General features: G+C 30.6%; 20 protein-coding genes. 1 reads left to right on the top strand and 19 read right to left on the bottom strand.

The annotated features are described in order from the left end of the window. Window positions 1–10: 10 nt before the first annotated feature. The 10 genes from HMPREF1984_RS05715 to holA form a co-directional block, all read right to left on the bottom strand. Window positions 11–322 carry a (Fe-S)-binding protein gene (locus HMPREF1984_RS05715; RefSeq protein WP_021766976.1) on the bottom strand — a complete coding sequence of 104 codons (312 nt, stop codon included), beginning with the start codon at window positions 320–322 and terminating at the stop codon, window positions 11–13. Beyond that, the gene (locus tag HMPREF1984_RS05710; protein ID WP_021766975.1) at window positions 322–504 is read right to left on the bottom strand and encodes a hypothetical protein; all 183 of its coding nucleotides are present in this window, start codon (window positions 502–504) and stop codon (window positions 322–324) included. Before HMPREF1984_RS05710 ends, HMPREF1984_RS05715 begins: the two co-directional genes overlap by 1 nt. A gap of 1 nt (window position 505) precedes the next feature. Then, on the bottom strand, window positions 506–1,078 hold the full coding sequence (locus tag HMPREF1984_RS05705; RefSeq protein WP_021766974.1) for an electron transport complex protein RnfA: 573 nt from the start codon (window positions 1,076–1,078) through the stop codon (window positions 506–508). After that, on the bottom strand, window positions 1,078–1,782 hold the full coding sequence (rsxE, locus tag HMPREF1984_RS05700) for an electron transport complex subunit RsxE (protein ID WP_021766973.1): 705 nt from the start codon (window positions 1,780–1,782) through the stop codon (window positions 1,078–1,080). The genes HMPREF1984_RS05705 and rsxE overlap by 1 nt, the downstream gene beginning before the upstream one ends. 9 nt (window positions 1,783–1,791) lie before the next feature. Next, on the bottom strand, window positions 1,792–2,313 hold the full coding sequence (locus tag HMPREF1984_RS10935; RefSeq protein WP_051314474.1) for an FMN-binding protein: 522 nt from the start codon (window positions 2,311–2,313) through the stop codon (window positions 1,792–1,794). A gap of 3 nt (window positions 2,314–2,316) precedes the next feature. Then, window positions 2,317–3,372 (bottom strand): RnfABCDGE type electron transport complex subunit D, encoded by a 1,056-nt coding sequence (locus HMPREF1984_RS05690; protein ID WP_021766971.1) that lies wholly within the window; start codon window positions 3,370–3,372, stop codon window positions 2,317–2,319. Between the two features lie 2 nt (window positions 3,373–3,374). Further along, the gene (locus HMPREF1984_RS05685; RefSeq protein WP_021766970.1) at window positions 3,375–4,679 is read right to left on the bottom strand and encodes an RnfABCDGE type electron transport complex subunit C; all 1,305 of its coding nucleotides are present in this window, start codon (window positions 4,677–4,679) and stop codon (window positions 3,375–3,377) included. Between the two features lie 82 nt (window positions 4,680–4,761). Further along, the gene (locus tag HMPREF1984_RS05680; RefSeq protein ID WP_021766969.1) at window positions 4,762–5,565 is read right to left on the bottom strand and encodes an energy-coupling factor transporter transmembrane protein EcfT; all 804 of its coding nucleotides are present in this window, start codon (window positions 5,563–5,565) and stop codon (window positions 4,762–4,764) included. A gap of 57 nt (window positions 5,566–5,622) precedes the next feature. Beyond that, window positions 5,623–7,104, bottom strand: coding sequence for an ABC transporter ATP-binding protein (locus tag HMPREF1984_RS05675; protein ID WP_021766968.1), 1,482 nt, complete (start codon window positions 7,102–7,104; stop codon window positions 5,623–5,625). A 29-nt stretch (window positions 7,105–7,133) separates the two neighbouring features. Beyond that, on the bottom strand, window positions 7,134–8,117 hold the full coding sequence (gene holA, locus HMPREF1984_RS05670) for a DNA polymerase III subunit delta (protein WP_021766967.1): 984 nt from the start codon (window positions 8,115–8,117) through the stop codon (window positions 7,134–7,136). 137 nt (window positions 8,118–8,254) lie between these two features. Between holA and HMPREF1984_RS05665 the strand changes: the two genes are divergently transcribed. Further along, entirely contained in the window at window positions 8,255–8,617 is a 363-nt protein-coding gene (locus HMPREF1984_RS05665; protein WP_021766966.1) for a DUF4870 domain-containing protein, read from the top strand. A 129-nt stretch (window positions 8,618–8,746) separates the two neighbouring features. Here the strand turns inward: HMPREF1984_RS05665 and HMPREF1984_RS05660 are convergent, their stop codons facing one another. From HMPREF1984_RS05660 to dnaX, 9 genes are all read right to left on the bottom strand, one after another. Continuing rightward, complete coding sequence (locus tag HMPREF1984_RS05660) at window positions 8,747–9,808, bottom strand: O-antigen ligase (protein ID WP_021766965.1); 1,062 nt, start codon at window positions 9,806–9,808, stop codon at window positions 8,747–8,749. 23 nt (window positions 9,809–9,831) lie between these two features. Further along, window positions 9,832–12,009, bottom strand: a complete 2,178-nt coding sequence (locus HMPREF1984_RS05655; protein ID WP_021766964.1) for a U32 family peptidase — start codon at window positions 12,007–12,009, stop codon at window positions 9,832–9,834. Window positions 12,010–12,427: 418 nt separating this feature from the next. Next, complete coding sequence (glmM, locus tag HMPREF1984_RS05650) at window positions 12,428–13,789, bottom strand: phosphoglucosamine mutase (protein ID WP_021766963.1); 1,362 nt, start codon at window positions 13,787–13,789, stop codon at window positions 12,428–12,430. Window positions 13,790–13,810: 21 nt separating this feature from the next. After that, entirely contained in the window at window positions 13,811–15,331 is a 1,521-nt protein-coding gene (locus HMPREF1984_RS05645) for an ATP-binding protein (RefSeq protein WP_021766962.1), read from the bottom strand. Between the two features lie 11 nt (window positions 15,332–15,342). Beyond that, complete coding sequence (locus HMPREF1984_RS05640) at window positions 15,343–16,017, bottom strand: response regulator transcription factor (RefSeq protein ID WP_021766961.1); 675 nt, start codon at window positions 16,015–16,017, stop codon at window positions 15,343–15,345. Between the two features lie 200 nt (window positions 16,018–16,217). Continuing rightward, window positions 16,218–17,495 (bottom strand): U32 family peptidase, encoded by a 1,278-nt coding sequence (locus tag HMPREF1984_RS05635; protein WP_021766960.1) that lies wholly within the window; start codon window positions 17,493–17,495, stop codon window positions 16,218–16,220. Between the two features lie 72 nt (window positions 17,496–17,567). Further along, window positions 17,568–19,013, bottom strand: coding sequence for a replicative DNA helicase (dnaB, locus tag HMPREF1984_RS05630; RefSeq protein WP_021766959.1), 1,446 nt, complete (start codon window positions 19,011–19,013; stop codon window positions 17,568–17,570). A gap of 98 nt (window positions 19,014–19,111) precedes the next feature. Beyond that, window positions 19,112–19,567, bottom strand: a complete 456-nt coding sequence (gene rplI / locus HMPREF1984_RS05625; protein ID WP_021766958.1) for a 50S ribosomal protein L9 — start codon at window positions 19,565–19,567, stop codon at window positions 19,112–19,114. 39 nt (window positions 19,568–19,606) lie between these two features. Beyond that, entirely contained in the window at window positions 19,607–21,271 is a 1,665-nt protein-coding gene (gene dnaX / locus HMPREF1984_RS05620; RefSeq protein WP_036099967.1) for a DNA polymerase III subunit gamma/tau, read from the bottom strand. Window positions 21,272–21,369 lie beyond the last annotated feature (98 nt).

Below are 21,369 nucleotides of genomic sequence, written 5' to 3'. Positions count from 1 at the left end.
ATCTCCGTACTTATGCTTCCACTTTTATAACTGATCCGTCTGCTCCAGGTGTTGTTTCCAAATATTCTTTTATTTTTTCCCTTGCAGCAGGTTTCATAGGTTTACACTGTTTTAAAGATTTAATTTCTCCATTTAGTACACCGCCTGCAAATCCGCTACAACCTGGGTAACCGCATGCACCACAGTTAAAATTAGGTAACATTTCATTTACTTTTGTTAATCTTTCATCCACTTTTACCTGTAAATATTTATCCGCTATTCCCAATAGAAGTCCTAAAACTGCCCCTATTAGTCCTAACGCTACTAAAGCTGATATCTGCATTATTTTTTCTCCCTTCCGGCAGAAGGATGATGTCCACAGGAAATCATTTTACATCCTCTGCATCCTGCATTTTTAATAATATCTTCACACCCTTTTGGTTTAGGTGTTTTTTTATTTAAAAGATAAGTTGTTATGAACATTGCCACTAAAAACAATACCCATAATATTGGTGCTAAAGCCATTTTATACCACCCCTGCAAATCCAAGCATAATCATTGCCATCAATGCCGCAACTATCAATGAAATTGCATTTCCTTTAAAATGCTCAGGAGTCTTTGATAACTCAAGTCTTTCTCTTATTGTAGCAAATATTAACATTACAAGCATAAATCCAACAGGAACTGCAATCGAGTTAACTAACATTTGTGCAAAAGTATAACCTTCTCTTATATTTAAAAGAGCTGTTCCCAATACCGCACAGTTTGTAGTAATTAGCGGAAGATAAACTCCCAACGCTTTATACAGTGTAGGTGAAAACTTTTTAATTACCATTTCCACAAACTGTACAAGTGAAGCTATAACAAGTATGAATGTTATCAAATCCAGATATTCCATGTTATAAGGAACTAAAACTGTATAATATAGTCCATAAGTTATTACTGATGATGAAAAAATTACAAATATTACGGCAAGTCCCATACCAAAAGATGATTTTACACTTTTAGAAACTCCCAGGAAAGGACATACCCCAAGATACTTTGTCAAAATTATATTATTTATTAAAACTGCTGATATAAATAACGTTACCAATTCCATTATGCCACCTTACCTTCCTTGGCAGCCGCGTTTTCAGCTGCTTTTTTCTTTGCTTCATTCTTGCTTTTCTCTTTAGCCTTTTTTTCCTGACTGCTCTTATATATATTAAACAATCCTGCCAATATTCCAAAGCTTAAGAATGCTCCTGCTCCTGAAGTAAAGAATGAAGCTGCATAATCTCTAAATACAGGAATATCAAATATTACTTTTTCACTGTCAAAAAGACTTTTCAGCTTTAATCCACCTGTTCCAAGAATTTCCCTGAATGCCGCCATTAATATCAAGCTCAGTCCAAATCCTATACTTACTCCGATTGCATCCATAAACGAATCCATTACTGTATTTTTACTTGCAAACGCTTCTGCTCTTCCTAAAACTATACAGTTTACGACTATCAGTGCAAGGAATACCCCTAATGATTCATAAACTGGAAGTGCATATGCGTTAAGAAGCATTTCACAAAACTTTACTGCTGTTGCTATTACTACTATATATACCGGTATTCTTATCTGATCCGGAACTATTTTTCTTATTGCCGCTATTATTGTATTTGTCATCATAAGTACAACCGCAAATGCAATTGACATCCCTACAGCATTTGTAAGGGAATTTGTTGTAGCCAGTGTCGGACATGTACCTAAGAACATTACAAAAACAGGATTTTCTTTTAATATTCCTGATTTAATTATTTCTGACTTTTTCATTTCTGCCTCCTATTTCTTATAATTTTTCTCAAAATCTTCCACTGCCGCATCAAATCCTTTTTTCAGACCCTTTGTTGTTATTGTGGCACCACTGATTCCATCTATTTCATCTGTAACAGGTTTGTCTTTAAACTGTCCTTTAAACTTAGGCTCATCCATTTTTGTCCCAAATCCAGGAGTTTCATTATGTTCAAGTGAATCAAAAGCTATGTATTTCCCATCACTGCTTATTGCCACAAGAAATTTAATTTTTCCTCCATAACCTTTTGTAACTACATTGTACACATATCCTGTTACCTTCCCATCTTCTTCCGCTTTGAAAACCTTTTCTATTGCAGGATTATCATGAGAAGTTCCTTCTTCTGTAAATTTTGTTTTATCATTAAACATTGCCTGCAGTTTTTTATTCTGCTTTGCTATATTTGCATTTTTTATTGTTTCTGAAGTCAGCGAATTTGTCATTGACAGAATAAAAGCCGAGATAATGCTTATTACCGCCAAAAAGAAACTTAAATACAATGATTTTTTCATATTTTACGCCCCCTTCCATACTAATGCTATAAGTAAAGAACATACAAGCATTGCTGCTATAACTATTATCAGTTTTCTACTTTCATCTTTATTTGTAGGTTTTACAGTATACTTATCAATCATAGGAGTAAGCATGTTCATTATCAATATAGAATAAAGAACTCCTTCAGGCATATTTGATCTGAATCTTAAAAGCATTGTGAAGAATGCCGCTCCTACTGCAAATAATATTTTTCCAAATGGATCTACAGGTGAAGTTACCGGATCTGTAAGCATGAATATTCCTCCAAATACAAGTCCTCCAATTCCTATATGAACCAATGCAAAGTGTAATGGAGATAATCCATGTGTCATTCCTGCGATAAATGCTATTACAAAAGCCGTTCCTATATAAAATACAGGAAGTCTCCAGTCAAGAACTTTCTTTATAGCAAGGAATACTCCTGCAATAATGATTACAACTGCAAAAGTTTCTCCAATTGACCCTTTATAAAATCCTAAATATAAGTTTGCAAGAGATATGTTTGAGTCTCCCATCCAGCTTCCCATTGACATAATAGTTGTAGGAGTTGCCGAAGCTACACCATCTACAGCTTTTCCAGGAAGTACCGCTGTAAGTTTATCTCCATAAGACATCATTACAAATACCCTTCCTATCAGTGCAGGGTTAAATATATTCTGTCCAAATCCTCCAAATAGTAATTTTCCTATTAAAATTGAGAAAATACTACCGAAAATTACAACATAATATGGTGTTCCTATTGGCAGTATCAATGCAAATAATATTGCTGTAACATATGGAAAAGAGTTATTAACTGCCTTTTTTATATCTTTTTCCTTAAGCAGATAGAAATATCCGGCTTCACATAAATAAGCCGCAACTACTGATGCTATTATCATTAATAAAGCTTTAATACCATAATCTGCTCCCAAAGTAAAGTAATACCCGACAGAAAACAAACTTACTACTACCAGAGTTGCTGTTAAATATAACATTACCTGCTGAGTAGTCAGCTGATTTCTATATGTAGGTGTTGTTCTTTTAAAAATTATCTTCATACTTATTTTCCCGCCTTTCGTGCATTAGCTACTCTTGTTTTAGCTTTTCCGACCCAGTCAGTAACTTCTATTTTAGAAGGACAGATATATGTACACAATCCACATGTGATACATCTGTCAGCACAGGCTGCTATTACACCCTCTGTATTTTTCTGTTTTTCAAGATTCATAATTTGTACAGGCTGTATTTTTGCTGGGCAATGTTCAACACAAAGTCCGCATCTCAGACAAGGAAGTTCCTCTTCAACTACTTTAGGCAGTACAGTTATCGAGTTACTGTAAGTAGTTACTACAAAAGTATCGTTTGCAATGGATTTACCCATCATAGGCCCTCCACCTAATACAAACATTTCATTTATATTTTCAGTATATCCACCTATTTTTTCTATTATATAATCTACTGATGTACCTATTGGAACATACACATTTTCAGGATTTTTTACTCCTTCTCCTGATATTGTAACTATTCTGTGAGTTATAGGCTTTTTATCTCTCAGTGCTTCTGAAAGATAGATTGCTGTAGTGGCATTATTTACTATTATTCCAATTTCTCCTGGGAATCTGTCATATTCTTTCTTGAAAAGTTCCCTTATAAGAACTCTTTCCCATCCCATCGGATAAGCATCAGGTACTGTAACCACTTCTATATTCTGGTATCCTTCTGTTGCTTCCTGAAGTTTCTTTGCAAGTTTGTCATTTACAACTTTTATTGCAATTACTCCTTTTTTAGCATGACCGGCCTTCATTAAAAAATGAGTACCGTCTATAAGTTCTTTAGCATGTTTTTCCATTATTTTATAATCTGAAGTAAGATAAGGTTCACATTCTACTGCATTTATCAATACAGTATCGATATTTTTTGCATTTTCATACTTAATGTATGTAGGAAATCCCGAACCTCCTAATCCCAGTACTCCAATTTCCTTTATTGCAGCCACCAGTTCTTCTGCCGAAAGTTCATCTGGATTTTCATAAGAAAATGGCACAACTTCTTCATTTTTAAAATCATTTTCGATTAAAAGATGATTTTGTACCTTTCCTGATATATGCATTCTTTTCTCTATTCCCTTTACTGTTCCTGAAACAGGACTGTAAATGGGTACATACATGTCTGTTCTTGTAGCAAGCTTTGTTCCCTTACAGACATGATCTCCTTCCTGCACATGTACATCAAATGCAGTTGAAGAACCAATGATTAGAGGTATATAAATCATTGGTGGCTCAGGTATAGTGACAATCTCTTTATTCTTTGTCAATCCCTTTTTTCCATTGAGCCTGATTTTACCAATTCCACTTATCAAGTTCATAATTCTCTCTCTCCTCCTAAAACGATGTAACAAATTCTATTTTGAATTTTTTATTTCATTGTTAAAATTATACCACAAAATTCTAAAAATAGAACAGAAAAATATAAAATATAACAAATAAAATCACAAAAATTATATAAAATGTATCTTTCAAGCTCCATTTTAACGCCTTAAATTCAATTATTTCTCCATTTATAATAAAATTTTTTACTGTCATTATTTCTGCAGTCCTATTTACTTTTTCAATAGTCAGTCTAAATAAAGGAACTATAATAAGAAAAAATTCCTTAAAATTTTTCACTGATATTTTTGAAAAATTTCCTCTACTCTTCTGTATTTTTATTATTTTTCTAAATTCTTCATATACAATAGGAAGAAAATAAACAGAAAAAGTATAAACTAGGCTCATTTCGGTATTTTTCCCCTTTTTCCCTGTCAGATAGTTTAATCCCTTCATTATTTCATTTGTACTTGTAGTTGATGTGAAAATTTCGACTATTAATGTAAGAAGAAATATCTGGCACATTACATTCATTGAAATCAGTACAGGAGTATCATAAATTTTTAAAATTTTTAAATCTAACAGAAGCAATCCGCTTTTCATAAAAAAAATATTAAAAATCATCAGGATAAATCCCATACTCAAATATATTTTTATTTTTTTTATAATTCCTGTAAAACTTATTTTTGATATAATCATTTCCACAAAAAGGAATACAGAAATTAAAAAATATCCTTTAAATGAAGCTTCGAATGAAAAAAAAGAACCTGACAGTACTGAAATTATCAGCATTAAAGAGCCTATTATTTTACTCCTCGGATCCAGTTTATGTAAAAAGGAATCTGAAGGATTATAAATTCCCTGTGTAAATGATATATTGCCCATTTTCTTCTCCAATTCAGTATTATTTTTAATAAATCTTTTTTATCCCTACTCTTTAAACTACATCTTTAAAATATAGTCTGAATACTGTTTTACTATATTTTCATCATGTGTTACAAGAATTACGGTTGTTCCATTTTTTTTCGTTTTTTCCACTATTTGCATAAATTTTATTGTCATATTGTAGTCAAGCGCTCCTGTTGGTTCATCCAATATAAGTATTTCAGGCTCCAGACATACTGCAAGCGCTAATCCCAGCATCTTTTTCTCTCCTCCTGAAAGTACAAATGGCGACTTCATAAGAAACTTTTCATCATATCCGAACAATTCTGCTATTTCTTTTATTTTATCATTTAATTCCTTTGATTTTCTATTTTTTATTTTATATTTTTTTGTTATGTTATATTCCAGTTCTTCCAAAACTGTTCCTGAGAAAAACTGTTCACCAGTATTCTGAAATACTATTCCCATTCTTTTTCTTATTTCATACAGTTCTCTTTCTGAAATATTTTTATATAGAAGTAATTTTTCATCTTCCTTTTCTTTATTTTCATTCCTGAAATTATACCCAATTTCCCCTGAAAAATTTTCTCCCAAAAATGCCAATCCCGATATTATCTCTATTAATGTTGTTTTTCCAGTTCCTGATTTTCCTGTAATTGCAGTTATACTATCTTTTGGAATATTAACTGAAAAACTGTCTATTATTTTTCTTTCCTTTTCATAATAATAACTTATATCCTTAATTTTTACCTTAATTTCTTCTTCCTTTAAGGACATTTTTGTCAAATCAGCAGAATATTCCGATATCACTTCATGGTTTATTTCTGTATTTTCTTTTTTTTCAATTATCTTATTTACTTCTTCTGATTTTCCCGTTACGATTTTTCCTTCTTCAGTTATAAAGACAATATTATCGCTTCTCTTTATCTCCTCCAGATTATGAGTTACTGAAACTACTGTTTTCCCATCTTTCAGAAACTCTTCTATAATTCCATTCATTTTGTCCTTCGTTACCTTATCCCACATTTCTGTAACTTCATCAAGCAGTATAATCTCAGGCTCTGTTATAACTGCTCCTGCAAGGGCTACCTTCTGTTTTTCCCCTCCTGAAAGATTTACAGTTTTTTTATCTATTATATTCTCAAGCTGAAATAATTTTACGTATTTTGTCATATTTTCCTTCATTTTCTCCAAAGGAATCCTATTATTTTCCATCCCAAAAATTAAACTCTCAGCTACTGTTTCTCCAATTATATGTTCATTTGACTCCTGAAAAACAATCCCTGTCTTTTTCCTGATTTTATAAAGCTCATCCCTTTTATAAACAAGTTCCTCATTATCTATAAAAATCTGTCCTCCACTTATTTTTTCAAGTCCTACAATCAGTTTTAAAATTGTGGATTTCCCACTTCCATTTTTTCCAATAATAACATTATATTTATTTTTTTTCAGGGAAAAGGATATATTTTCCAGTATCATATTATTATTTTTTGAATAACTCACATTTCTGAATTCAATAATTCCGGAAATTACAACCACTCTCCCTTCTATCAGTTTTTATAATTTTTTTACTTTTTGCCATAACAGCTTACTATCTCCATTATTAAAAGCTCAACTCCTGTTTCCATTGCCATTTTTCCAGTTTTTATATCCTTCTCAATTTCCCAGCATCGAAAAACAAGCTTTTTTAAATTTCTGTTGGAATACTTTCTTAATTTTTCTATTTTCTTAAAAACAGAGTAGTAGTTAGGTATTCTGCCATTTGACTTAAAAACTTCCTTTATTTCTTCAAACTGAGCTTTAAATGCATTATACTGGCTTGAAATGTTTCTTCCTGATTCCTTTAAGCTGCTAAGCTTATACATTATTTCAAGTTCATTGTAAAGCTGATAAAGTATCCCCATATATTCCTTCGTTGTTTCAAGATAATCAATAACTTCCTGAGCTTTTCCTGAAAATATATTTTCTGTCATTTCATATATTCTGTATTCCTTTTGAACAGATACTATATTTCTAATTTTACCAATTTCAAATTTTTCTCCATTAAGGTAAACCTTTATTTTATCGACTTCATTTCTCACCTTAAAAGGATTTTTCCCTATCATTTCCAGTAGAGTATCTGCTTCAAATTGTGAAATTTCAAGTTCTTCCTGAATATATTTTTTTATATCCTTGTCATCTTCCTTTAAAAACAGAAAAACTTCCAGTTTCTTTTCTTTTTTTAATGACTCCAGCTTTTTATTTAATTTAGCAGGGATTTTTCCATCTTCCCTTCCATAGTCAATCACTACTTCCTTTTTATTTAAGTCAAGTTCCGTTATATAGGAAAGTGTTTTCTCTAAATCCTTCAGTTTTTCCGCTCTTTTTAGTACAACAAGCTCTTCTGCTGAAAAAATCGAATTAAAACTTATCTTTTCAAGGAATTTTTCTTCCTCTTTTATATCTGCATCAAAAAAACTCTCTGTAATTCCAGGATTTTCCTCTCTTATTTTCTTTAAAGTATCAAAATATTTAAATTCCCTATTTTGCAGTCCACCGATAAAATATATCATATTTCTCCTTTTTATCGCTTTTTTATTTTCTTATAGTAACAGTATACTCTCTTTAGCCATTTATTTCAATTTGATTTTTTACTTTTTTTGTGATAAAATTTAAAAAATAAATCATATAGAATCGGAGGTTATGACATATGAACTCAAATATTAAAGAACAAAGATCTATCGCAGGATTAAGAGCCAATGCGGCCGCATTTTTAATTAATCTTTCTTATTTCCTGCCAGGAATAAATCTTATAGTACCAATAGTAGCATTAATTTTAGAAGGTGAAAATGATTTTGTAAGAAATTATGCAAAACAAACTTTGGCACTTAGTGTTGTTACTGTAGTTGCACTTGCACTAAACATTGTAGTTGTTCTAGGAACTTTTGTATTCTTAATTTTTACAGCTATATTGTCAATTTTCCAAATAATTGCGGCAATATCTGCTCTTGTAGAAAAAGAATTTAAAATACCTTATCTTGAAAAAGTTGTAAATTTATTATTTATAGACTAAAAGGTTTATTAATTATAATATTTAAAAATAAGATATGAATATTAGAAAAAACACAGTCTGAATTTGAGTCAGTACTGTGTTTTTTAGTCTATCTTTAAAAATTTATTATCTTTCATTTTAAAATACTCATTAATTTACTATTCTATCTTCATTATAGGAAAAAGCCAGTATAAAAAGTAGAACTGTCTGTATCCAGAAAATAGTGAAATCTGCTGAATTGTGTACTACTGTTCCTATAAGCAGAGCTATTTTCAATGTGTTTCTTTTATTTCCCTTCATTACTTCATATAAATATTTTAAAAATACTCCTGCTAATGCGGCTGTTCCTAATAATCCATAACTTAAAAGTGATTCCATAAGAACATTATGCGAATGAGGATACACATAATTAGTATATTTGTAGTAATAAAAATTCCCATGTCCATATAATAGATTTGTCTTTTTAAAAATTCTGAAGGCTATTTTAATTATGTCCTTTCTTAACTTAAAATATTCCCCCAAACTGTCAAGTCTTAAAAATGGCACCCTTCCAAAATATACTCCTGTAATATATCCTATAAATAAACAGATACATCCAATAAAATATTTCTTTTTCAGATAAAAATAAAATAATACGAGTATTCCTGCCACTACTGCCGCTAAAGCCGTTCTAGACCCTGATAAAAGTAATGTTATTATATTTAAAATAAATACGGCAAAGTTTATTTTTGATTTTTTTTCAAAAAAGAAGTACAGATTTATTATTGCCGCAAGCATCATTATACTTCCAAGATAATTTGGATTCAGATAGGCAAAATATCCTGCCCTGCTTTTTGTTACAAAATATTCCACTATACTTATAAAAAATGCCACTGCTGAAAATTTGGCAATAAGTTCCAAATTATTTTTTTTAAAGTTATCATCAATTATAAGGGTATAATATCTTCCAACCATAAGGCAAAGTAAAATTGGAACTGCTATCAGTCCATAATAATTTTTGTATATTATTGACATTATTATTGAAAATCCTAAAACTGCTTCCACAATCATCAAAGATTTGTTTTTTAAAATTTTCTTATACTCTCCAGATACAAAAATCTCTGTCAGTATTACAAGAGATACAAGCACTAATAAAGCATAATGAATAAAAATTGATGCTCCAAGCAGTACATACAGCTTTTCCACATATCCTTTATTTTTTATAGTTTCCAATTCATATAACCTCTTTTCATGTATTAGAATACTCCTCTTTCAAATGAATAAGGATTATAATTTCCTTTTTTTGTTTTCAGACTTCCTATGATTTTCTTTACCTCCTGAGGTGTTTCAAATGTAAAATCCATTCTCAGTTCATCGAAATTAAATTCCCTAATTAAATCCAGTTTTGGAATCAGATTCATAGGCTTATCCAGATAAAGTTCAATATTATCCAGATCATTTTTCAGCACTTTATATCTGTCATAATGATCCCCCTTGAGCTCCTTATACTCTTTATCAAATATTTTATGCTCAATGTACATTCCCTTCAAATATCCGTATATTACCATTCCTTTTTTTATTTTATCAGACTTTATATTTTTAAACTGCTTATAATTCAGTTCAGGCGACAAAAATACAGTTTCAAGATTATCAAATTCTGAAAACAGATCTAATGTATAGTTATTGTATACATTCAGATTCCAGTCAAGTGACTGACCTTTTAATCCATTTTTTTCCCCCATCACAACCTGATACAGATTTGATGCAAGGTTTGTATCTAGTTTTATTTTATCTGTTTTATCCAGATTTTTTTCCTTTGCCACATCATACTGCTTATAATAAATTTTAGTTATCCCTGCTTCACGGCATGCCTTTTCCTGTTCCTTATTTGAAACAAGTGCTGAAAACAGGGGTTCTTTTTCTATTTTTTCATTACTAAATGAATATGTCTTTTTTGGACTTCCTGTTCTTTTATATGATTCCAGAAGTTCCATTTCAAGCTGCTTTATACATTCCCTCTTTAGATTTTTCAGCTCACTGAAAGGAATAAAAGAAGTTCCGTCATAATCTATTTTTACATTTCCCAGTTCAAATGCTGTTTCTCCTAATTCTCCCAGTTTTTCCGCAATCTGTTCCTTCGTAATTTCTTTTCTGGCATCTTCAGTTATTACATTTCCTTTTTTTATTGCTGATATTCTTTCTCCCTTTAAGTTATTTAGAGAAAACTTCAGCAACATTTCTTTTCCTTTTTCTGCATATAATTCTGCATCAACAGATGAAAATCTTTTAGAAACTTTTAAATTATGAATTATCCTGTCATTTATTTCCTTGGAATAATTTTTATAAATATATTTTGTCCCTTCAGGCAATTTTCCAATTGAAACAATATCGTTTCTTTCAGCCTTCTGAACTTTTTCTCCTCTTATTGTTATTCTGCTTACATATTCTCCTGAAATTTTTTCAAAATCTTCATCTACAAACTGAACTCCATCCCCTAAAATAAGTTCATCATCTATTTTAAAGTTATTGCTGTTTTCAATTCGCGCTCCCAAAAAATATCCAAAATTTGATGAATATTTAAAATTCATAAGTTTATTATCTAAATAGAAATATCCTTTTGAATATCCCCTGTTAAATAATTTATAACTTTCAGTCGGTCTAGGTTTTCCCTTCAGTATATTGTCATAATAGCTTACTGTTTCGTAGACATACTCATTTGATTTTTTTCTTCCTTCAACTTTTATCGCATCAATTCCTATTTCTTTCAGTTTATTAATTTCCTCTGTTTGTAACAACTGATCATTCGGACTCAAGAAATATGCCTTATTCCCTTCTTCATCCTGAAACTTTTTCCTGCAGGAATATGCACAAAGTCCACGATTTCCACTTCTTCCTCCTATAAAACTGCTTATATAACAGTTTCCCGAATAGGCAATACATAATGACCCTGAAACGAATATTTCAAGCTCTATATCAGTTTTTTCCCTTATACTTTTTATTTCTTCAAATGACAGTTCCCTTGCAAGTACTACCCTGCTAAGTCCCAACTCTTTCAGTTTGTTTGCTTCCACGTGATTTGCCACCGTCATTTGTGTACTTCCATGTATTGTCAGTTTAGGAAAATTTTCCTTAAGAAATTTTACAAAGCCTAAATCCTGTACTATTACAGCATCTATTCCATGTTCATATATTCTGCTTATATTATAATATGCCGAATCAATTTCAACATCCTTCATTATTGTATTTAAAGTCAGCAGAGTCTTAACCCCTCTTAAATGTGCATAATCTATTCCATCCAATATTTCCTTTATATTAAGGTTCTGGTTGTTTCTTCTTGCTCCAAAACCTTTAAGACCGAAATATACTTCATTTGCTCCTGCCTTTATTGCCGCCTCTAATTTTTCATAATTTCCTGCCGGTGCGACTATATTCATTTTTTTCTCCTATCTGTGAGACTGTCTCAAAAAATTTAAAGTTTAACAAAGTCAACTGTCTGAGCCGAAAAGCGAGTTTCGACTTTTTCTTAATGAATGACGGTTTTATATGAGTAAAATTTTTGTAAATGAAAAATATAGTTTTTTATAAATTATATCTATATTTTATTATTTTGTAACATCCTCTTTTATATATTTTATCTTTATTTCTATTTTTTGAGATAGACTCCTTTTCTTTCTGTACATTATTATATAAAAAAGACTGGAAAAAGTCCAGTCTAATTTAGTCTATTTCTAATTGTTTCAAGAAACTGCATCTTTATGAAAATATCTTTAAAAATACAGTCTAAATTATATTCTTATTTTTGTATCATATCCTAAGTTTTCTGTTACCTGAAATTTCTTATTCTTACTTATCCTAACCTAAAATTTCCTGAACTTTTTCAGATAAGATTTTTACATATTTATCAACTATTTCCATTGTTTCAGCTTCTACCATTACCCTTATCAGAGGTTCTGTTCCAGAAGCCCTTACTAATACTCTTCCTTTTTTATTTATTTCTTTTTCTTTTTCCTTGATAAAATTCATTAATTCTTCATTTGAATCCCAAGTTGCTTTCTTTTCTTTTGCAACAATGATATTCTGAGATTTCTGAGGCCATAGTTTTATGTCCTTTATAAGTTCGTTCAATGATTTTCCGCTATCAAGTATTGCAGATACTAGCTGAATTGATGAAAGGACTCCATCTCCAGTAGTATTATAATCAAGCATTAAAATGTGTCCTGACTGTTCTCCACCTACATTAAGCCCAAATTTTTTCATTTTTTCAAGAACGTATCTATCTCCTACATTTGCTCTTATAAGTCCTATTCCCTTTTCTTCCAGATACTTTTCAAATCCCATATTACTTAATACAGTAGTAACTACCTTATTGTCATTTAACAATCCTTTTTTCTTTAATGACTGTGCAATTATTGCTATTATTAAATCTCCGTCAACAATATGTCCTGTATGGTCAACTGCAATAAGTCTGTCAGCATCTCCGTCAAATGCAAGTCCAAGATCTGCCTTATATACTTTTACAACTTCCTGTAACAGTTCAGGATGAGTTGAACCACATTTTACATTAATATTTTTTCCATTTGGTATATTATTTATAACTATTATATCTGCACCTAATCTTTGATATATTTTAGATGCAACCCTGTATGCCGCTCCATTTGCCGCATCAATTACTATTTTCATTCCTTTGAAGTTTTTCTTTACTGTTGACCCTAAGAAATCAAGATAAATTCTCATATCATCTTCCACGAATTTAAATCTTCCAAGATTATCTCCAGGTACTTGATGCTTTAAAAGTTCTTCCCTGTTTTCCATTAATTTTTCCAGTTCTTCTTCCACTTCATCAGGCAATTTATAACCACTCTGGCTGAAAATTTTAATTCCATTATCTTTTACCGGATTGTGGGAAGCAGAAATCATAATTCCCGCATCTGCATTTAATTTTCTTGTCAGATAGCATACACCTGGTGTCGGAAGAACTCCTACGAAATCAATATTTATTCCCATTGAGTTAAGACCTGCTGTCAATGCTGATCTTATCATATATCCAGATATTCTGGTATCAGTTCCTAAAATTACTTTCGGCTTTGTATCTCCCTTTTTATTCTTTTTTAAATAATATCCTAAAGCTAACCCTAAATCTGTAACAAGATCTATTGTTAAATCTTTATTGGCCTCTCCCCTCATTCCATCTGTACCAAAATACTTTCTTGCCATTTTTCCTCCTAAAATTTTATATTATATTTTCTTATTAGTTCTTAGTCTTTGAGGTACTATTTCTGTTTTTTGAGTAACTAAAGGTAAAACAATTGAAATTTCAGTTCCTTTTCCCAGTTCAGAATTAATTTTTATTTCTCCCTTATGAAGCTCAACTATTCTTTTTACAATTGCAAGACCTAATCCAGTTCCACCAGTTGCTTTTGTTCTGGAGTCATCCACTCTGTAAAATCTGTCAAAGATTCTTCTGGAATCTTCTTCTGAAATTCCTACTCCTTCATCCCTAATTGAAACTTCTCCATTTTTCCCATCAATTATAGCAGATTTTATATAAACATTTGTACCTTTTTCAGAATATTTCATTGCATTTTCAAGAAGCGCTCTGATTGCCTGCTGCAGTAAAGTTACATCTGCTTTAATTTCATATACGTCATCTCTTTCCAGATATATTTTATGCGTTTTAGTAGAAACTTCTGTATCATTATATATCTGCTGAATAAATTCCTTCATTTCTATTATCTGAAAATTCGTATTTATTTTTGAAATTTCTCCTTTTGCAAGGAATAGAAGTTTCTGAACAAGATTTTTCATATTCTCTGTTTCATTTATTATTGAATCTATTGATTCTTCAAAAATCTCTTCGTCAGCAAACCTTCTCTTTTTTATAATTTCCGCATATCCTTTTATTATTGCAAGAGGAGTACGTAATTCATGTGATGCATCTGAAACAAATTTTGACTGGTTATCAAAGGAGTTTTCCAACCTGTCAAGCATCTGATTTATAATCTGTGTAAGTGTTTTCAGCTCATCATCTGACTTTGGTTCTACTATTCTCTGGCTCAAATCATCTGTTGTAATTTTTTCTGTCGTTTTAATTATATTCTTTATCGGCTTTACTATTCTCTGACCAAGAATAATTGACATTATTATTGCTATTGCAACTCCTATACAGACAAAAATAATCGATAGGGTATTTAACCTGTCATATATTTCAGTTACCTGATTTATATTTTTCAGTACATAAATATTCAGAATATTACTTTTTATTTCCCTACTCAGCTTAAATACATAATATTTATTATTATCACTTAAAGTTATAATTTTTCCAATATTTGTATTTTCTGTTATTTTATTTTTTTCAATTTCTTCCATCAGGCTATATCCCACAGATTCATCAACTATATCATATTGGGAACTTACAGTATTCAGAGGTACTCTGCTGCCCTGTATTGTTTTAATTTCCACAAGATAAAGATATGCCTCTTCTCCTGGATCAAAAGGCTTTCTATAAGTTATTTTCTTACCGTCAAACTGAGGATTAAATTCCAAAGGAAGATTATCATACAATTCTGAATAAACAGCTATCCTATTTAGATATCTCTTCTCTATTTCATCTACTTTTTTTCCAGCTGCTATTTCCAAAACTTTCTTATTTTCATTCCTTAAAGTTATATTCAGCATGATTATAAAAATAGTCATTAACGTCAAAAATAGAAGAGCGTAACTCCAAGCGATACGTCCTCCTAATTTCATTTTTCTCATACAATGTCTCCCTATTTAAAGATAAATCCAATTCCTCTTACTGTCTGAATAAACTTTCTTTCATAAGGTTTATCAACTTTATCTCTTAAATACTTTATATATAAATCAAGTATATTATCATTACCTATGTAGTCAAATCCCCATACTTCTTCAAGTATTTTATCTCTTGATAATACTATCCCTTTATTTAGTACAAGGAAATCTAATAGTTCAAATTCTCTTTTAGATAAAGAAATTAATGTTTCTCCTCTAAATACTTCATAAGTAGAATAATTTATTTTTAAATCTTCAAATTCAAAAACACCCTTATGATCTACTGTTTTCTTAGTTCTTCTTAAAAGAGCTTTTATTCTTGCAAGTAATTCTTCATTTGAGAAAGGTTTAGTCATATAATCATCAGCACCATAATCAAATCCTACTATTTTATCACTTATTTCATCTTTTGCTGTAAGCATTATTATAGGTACCTGTGATCCTTCCCTTATTCTTTTACATACTTCCATTCCACTCATTTTAGGCAGCATTACATCCAATAAAATCAAGTCATATGAACCGTATTTTGCCATATTAAGTCCTTCTTTTCCGTCATATGCAAAGAACACATCAAATCCTTCAAATTTTAATTCTATTTCCAATAATCTGGAAATCTTTGGATCATCTTCAATTACTAATATTTTTTCTCTCATTTTCTTCACCAACTTTATTTTTTATAGTTTTTTGATTCTTTTTTATATTATACACCAATTTTTAAAAAAATAGTAGAGTTTAATACTCTACTATTTCATAATCGTGTATTTTCCCTTTAGAAGAGTATATTTCATGACACTTTGATTTATTTATAGATTAACTTTGAATAAACTTAAGCATTTGTTTTCAAAAATGCTATTTATAACGTGTTAGTCTCTGTATCCATATCACTTTCAGATTTTCCTTCAGGTAATTTAATTCTTATTAGATCCATTGGTCCCATTTCCAGTTCCGACTCAATAACAGCTATAGTATTTGGATGTACTACTTCCACATACTCTTCTGTTTTAGTATTGAAAAAGTTTTTCACCTTAAATTTTACCGGATCTCCTTCAGGTCTTATCAATTCAAGTGTATCATCAGCGAAAACTCTATTTCTTATTTGAAGCAGATATTTACCATCTTCCAGCTTTTCCTTTACATTTGCCACAAGCTGATAAGTCTGACTGTAAGAATTTCCTGTATTATAATTCTGATCCTCTTCGGTAGTTTTCCCAAGGTAGAAACCTTTTGAGTATAATCTATGACTTATTGTCTGAAGTTCCTTATACCATTCCGGATCATATTCATAATTCCCTGAATAATAGGAATCTATTGCTTTTCTATATTGTTTTACAACAGTTGAATTGTAATAGATACTTTTCATTCTTCCTTCTATTTTCAGTGAATCAACTCCTGTTTCAATAACCTTGTCTATAAAATCTATTGTACATAAATCTTTAGCATTAAAAATAAAAGTTTCTCCCTGTTCCTCAACAATATCATGTGCACCCTTTTCTTCATGCCCTTCTGCAATTACTTTATAATTCCATCTGCAATCCTGTGCACAGATGCCTCTATTTGCATCCCTGGATGTGAAATAATTACTTAAAAGACATCTTCCTGATACTGCCATACACATTGCTCCATGTATGAATACTTCGATTTCTACATCAGGCACCTTTTCCTTTATTTCTTTAATTTCCTTCAATGACATTTCCCTAGCAAGTATAACCCTTTTTGCTCCCATGTCCCTCCATGTTTTTACACTCATCCAGTTTGTATTATTAGCCTGTGTACTTACATGAATAGGTAAATTTGGGGCATTTTCCCTTACAAGTTGAAATACTCCCAAGTCAGCTACTATTACAGCATCTGCTCCATATTCTTCCAGTAATTTTACAAACCTAGGCATATATTCGATTTCCGAATTATGTGCAAATATATTTAAAGTGACATATATTTTTTTTCCTAAACTATGAACATAGTCTATAGCTTCCCTTAATTCACTATTTTTAAAGTTAGAGGACATTCCTCTCAAATTAAAGGCACTTCCTCCTACGAAGCAGGCATCCGCTCCGAAATGAAAAGCTGTTTTTAATTTTTCCATATTTCCTGCAGGTGCAAGAAGTTCAACTTTTCCTTTTTGCTGTTGCATTTTTCCTCCTCAAATTTATTTAAATGACATTTAACTGTCTATTATTTATACATTTTTGTATATAACCATTATTTATTGTGAATGTCTTGTGGCTTCATCATCACCCATGACATTTACAAATTGCTGATATCCCGGTCTAAATCCTAAAATTATAGTTCCAGTAGGACCACTTCTATGTTTTCCTACTATTACTTCAACCTTTTCAAGTTCTTCATCATTTGACTGCTGTTTAGGCTTAGTATATTGGCTTGGTACTTCTGAATTACCACTATCACCAGGTTGCTGTACATTATCCTTGTTATAATATTTTTCCCTATATAAGAACATTACCATATCGGCATCCTGTTCAATTGCTCCTGATTCCCTCAAATCTGAAAGTATAGGCCTTTTGTCAGTTCTCTGTTCAACACTTCTCGACAGCTGTGATAAAGTGACAATAGGAATATTTAATTCCTTAGCTATTATTTTTAGTGATCTTGATATTTCAGATATTTCCTGCTCCCTGCTCTTTTTTGATCCTGAAGTTGGATTTATAAGCTGTAAGTAATCAATCATCATAAAGTCCAGTTTTCCTTCAGCCTTTAATCTTCTAGCCACAGCTTTTATTTCAAGAATATTTACACTTGAAGAATCTGAAATATACAATGGAAGTTCAGCAAGCCTTCCCATTCCATTTCCTAAATCTGTATAGTCTGAATCCTTCAATGTTCCATCTTTTATTGCTGACAGCTTTATTTTAGATTCTATTGAAAGAAGTCTGTCAAAAAGCTGTTCATTTCCCATTTCAAGACTGTATACAAGAACATGTTTTCCTGCTTTCGCAACATTCAGAGCCAGATTCAATGCAAATGCAGTTTTTCCCATCGCAGGTCTTGCTGCCAATATAATTAAATCTGAACCATGAAAACCACTTGTCAGTTCATCATATTTGGAAAATCCCGAGCTTATTCCTCTTATTCCACCTTTATACTTAGACATTTCATCCAGACTTGATATTTTCATACCTGCCAGTTCATTTAGTGAGACTACATCCTTTTTCTGTTTTGCTTCAGCTATTTTAAAAATCATACTTTCTGCCTTATCAAGCATTGTATCCACTTCATCATAGCCACGATAAGCCATTCTTGTTATTCTTTCTCCTGTCTCAATCAGCTGTCTCTGAATGGATTTCTCCTTAATTACATATGCATAATTCACTGCATTTGCTGCCGTAGAAACCACATCAACAAGATCATAAATTATATCTTCTCCACCAATTTCTTCCAGTTTCTCTGATTTTTTCAATGCTTCTACAATTAAAAGGGTATCTATTATTTTTCCAATATTATACGCTTTTAACATTTCTTCAAATATTATTCTGTAGTTGTTTTTATAAAAATCAGCTGGTGTGATAACTTCTATAATTTCACTTATTGCATCAGGCTTTATGAAAATTGAACCAAGCAATGCCTCTTCCGCTTCAATACTATAAGGTATTTTCAGTTCATTTTCAAATTTAGATTCATCAAATAATTCCATAATATTTGACCTTTCAAATTATATATTCGTTGTATTTTTAATAAACTGAAATTTTATCTTCCATAAAATTTCACTATTTTTATAGATTATCTTACAAACTAATCCTGTGCTTCCAGTTTTATTTTTATTGTTGCCTTAACTTCAGAATGAAGTTTCAGTTCAACAGTATGTAGTCCTAATTCTTTCATTCTTGCATCTGTTGAAACCTTCTTTTTATCAACCTCTATATTCAGCTGTTCTTTTATAGCCTCTGCTATTTCCTTTCCTCCAACAGATCCAAATACTTTCCCGTTATTTCCTGCTTTTACCTTCAGTAATATTTCTTTTGAATTTAATTGTTCCTTAAGTTCGTTTGCTTTTCTCACATCATTATCATGATTTTTCTTAATTTTTTCATTTTTACTGTTCAGTTTATTTATATTTTCAGGTGTTGCCGGAATAGCTTTATTCTGACTGAATAAGAAGTTATTAGCATATCCATCTTTAACTTCAACAATCTCATCTTTTTTACCCACACCTTTTATTGTTTCTTTTAAAATAACTTTTATTTTCATATATTTCTCCTCCTGCTGTATTTTTCTGTTTCCTTCATACTATTTTTTCTCTATAATTTCACCTTCGAAAAAATTAATTACTTTTTCAATAAATTTATCATCACTATTTTCATTTTCATTATTATCAAAAATTGTAGTTATTCTTATATCAGTATTACATATTTTATTTATTATCATCTCTATCTTGCTTCTTTTATCAAGCTCCATAATCTGTCTGCTATGGAATTTATGACCATCTGGAAATTTTATTTCTAAAACACCATTTTTAACCTTTTCAGGATAAGTATCAGCCATAAGAGCATTTAATATTGCACCGCTATTTTTTATTTCTTTACGTATTTGTTCCCACTTTTCTTCAAATAAATCTATTGAATATTCAGGATAACTTTCTGTATTTTGTGATAAAGATTCATTACTTCCTCTATCTTCAACTTCTCCAGCAAAAGTTTCAGATACATTTTTTCCAGTCAAGATGTTAGTATCATCAGTTTTAAATAATTCTGAAGGGTTTACTTCACTATCACTCAACTGAAAACTAGTATTATTTTCAATATTATCTGAAACTCTATTTTTTATAACTTCATCTTCTCTAACATTTTCTTTACTATTTTTCTTTATTACAGCATTATTAACAGCTGAATGGCTTTCACTAGTCGAAATTTCAATATTTCCATTTATCTTTCTATTTTTATATAATTCGTGTACGAGAACATATCCTAAAAGCCTCTTATCTTCCTCATACTTAAATTCATTTAAAATAAAGAAAATCGAACTTATCGTACTCAAAATAAAGTTAACTGATAATTTGCTATTTGTTTTAAACTGCTCTTTAAGATAATAAGCAAAATCCTTCAGAAAAGTCTCAATTACAATTCCATCTTCCCAAATCTTATCGATGAATTCCAATAATTGAATTTTATCTGAAGAAAGAATTAATTCCAGAAACTCATTTAAAACAATATCAGGTACTACTCCTAATGCCTTCTGAGTTTTAGAAATATCTATTTTTTCACCTTCAAAGTTAGAAATAACCTGTTCAAAAATTGAAAAACTGTCTCTGGCACTTCCTTCCGATTTTCTATATATTAATTCAAGACTTTCCTCATCAATATCGATATTTTCTTTTTCAGCTACACCTTTTAAAAGATTAGTTATATCTTTCTTATCAATAGGAAGAAAATCATATCTCTGACAACGTGATACTACTGTATCAGGTATTTTATCAATCTCAGTAGTTGCAAGTATAAAAAGAACATGTGCCGGAGGCTCTTCCAATGTTTTTAATAAAGCATTAAAGGCTTCCTTTGTAAGCATATGAACTTCATCTATTATATATATTTTCTTTCTACCTTTGATGGGCTGATAATTTATCTTTTCTTTTAATTCCCTAATTTCATCTATACCTCTATTTGAAGCGGCATCAATTTCAATCATATCCATTGAAATACCTTGACTTATTTCACGGCAATTATCACATACTCCACAAGGATTATCAGTAACATCTTCAGAATTCAGACAATTTACACCTTTAGCAATAAGCCTTGCAAGAGTTGTTTTTCCTACACCTCTTGGTCCTGTAAATAAATATGCATGAGATAACTTATTTTCCCTCAAGGAATTTTTTATAGCTCTTGTTACGTATTCCTGACCTGCTATCTCTTCAAATTTTTGAGGCCTATATTTTCTATATAAAGTAATATTCAATTTTATCACCCTTCATATTATGCAATAGAATAGTATAATTATAACATTATTAAAAAAAAAAGACAACAAAAAAAGTTTGGCGACGACCGATTTTCCCT

Origin of the sequence: Leptotrichia sp. oral taxon 215 str. W9775 (genome assembly GCF_000469505.1) — a bacterium.
Lineage (GTDB): Bacteria > Fusobacteriota > Fusobacteriia > Fusobacteriales > Leptotrichiaceae > Leptotrichia_A.
The sequence above is the reverse complement of the archived record's forward strand: the minus strand, read 5'-3'. Positions and strand labels throughout refer to the sequence as shown.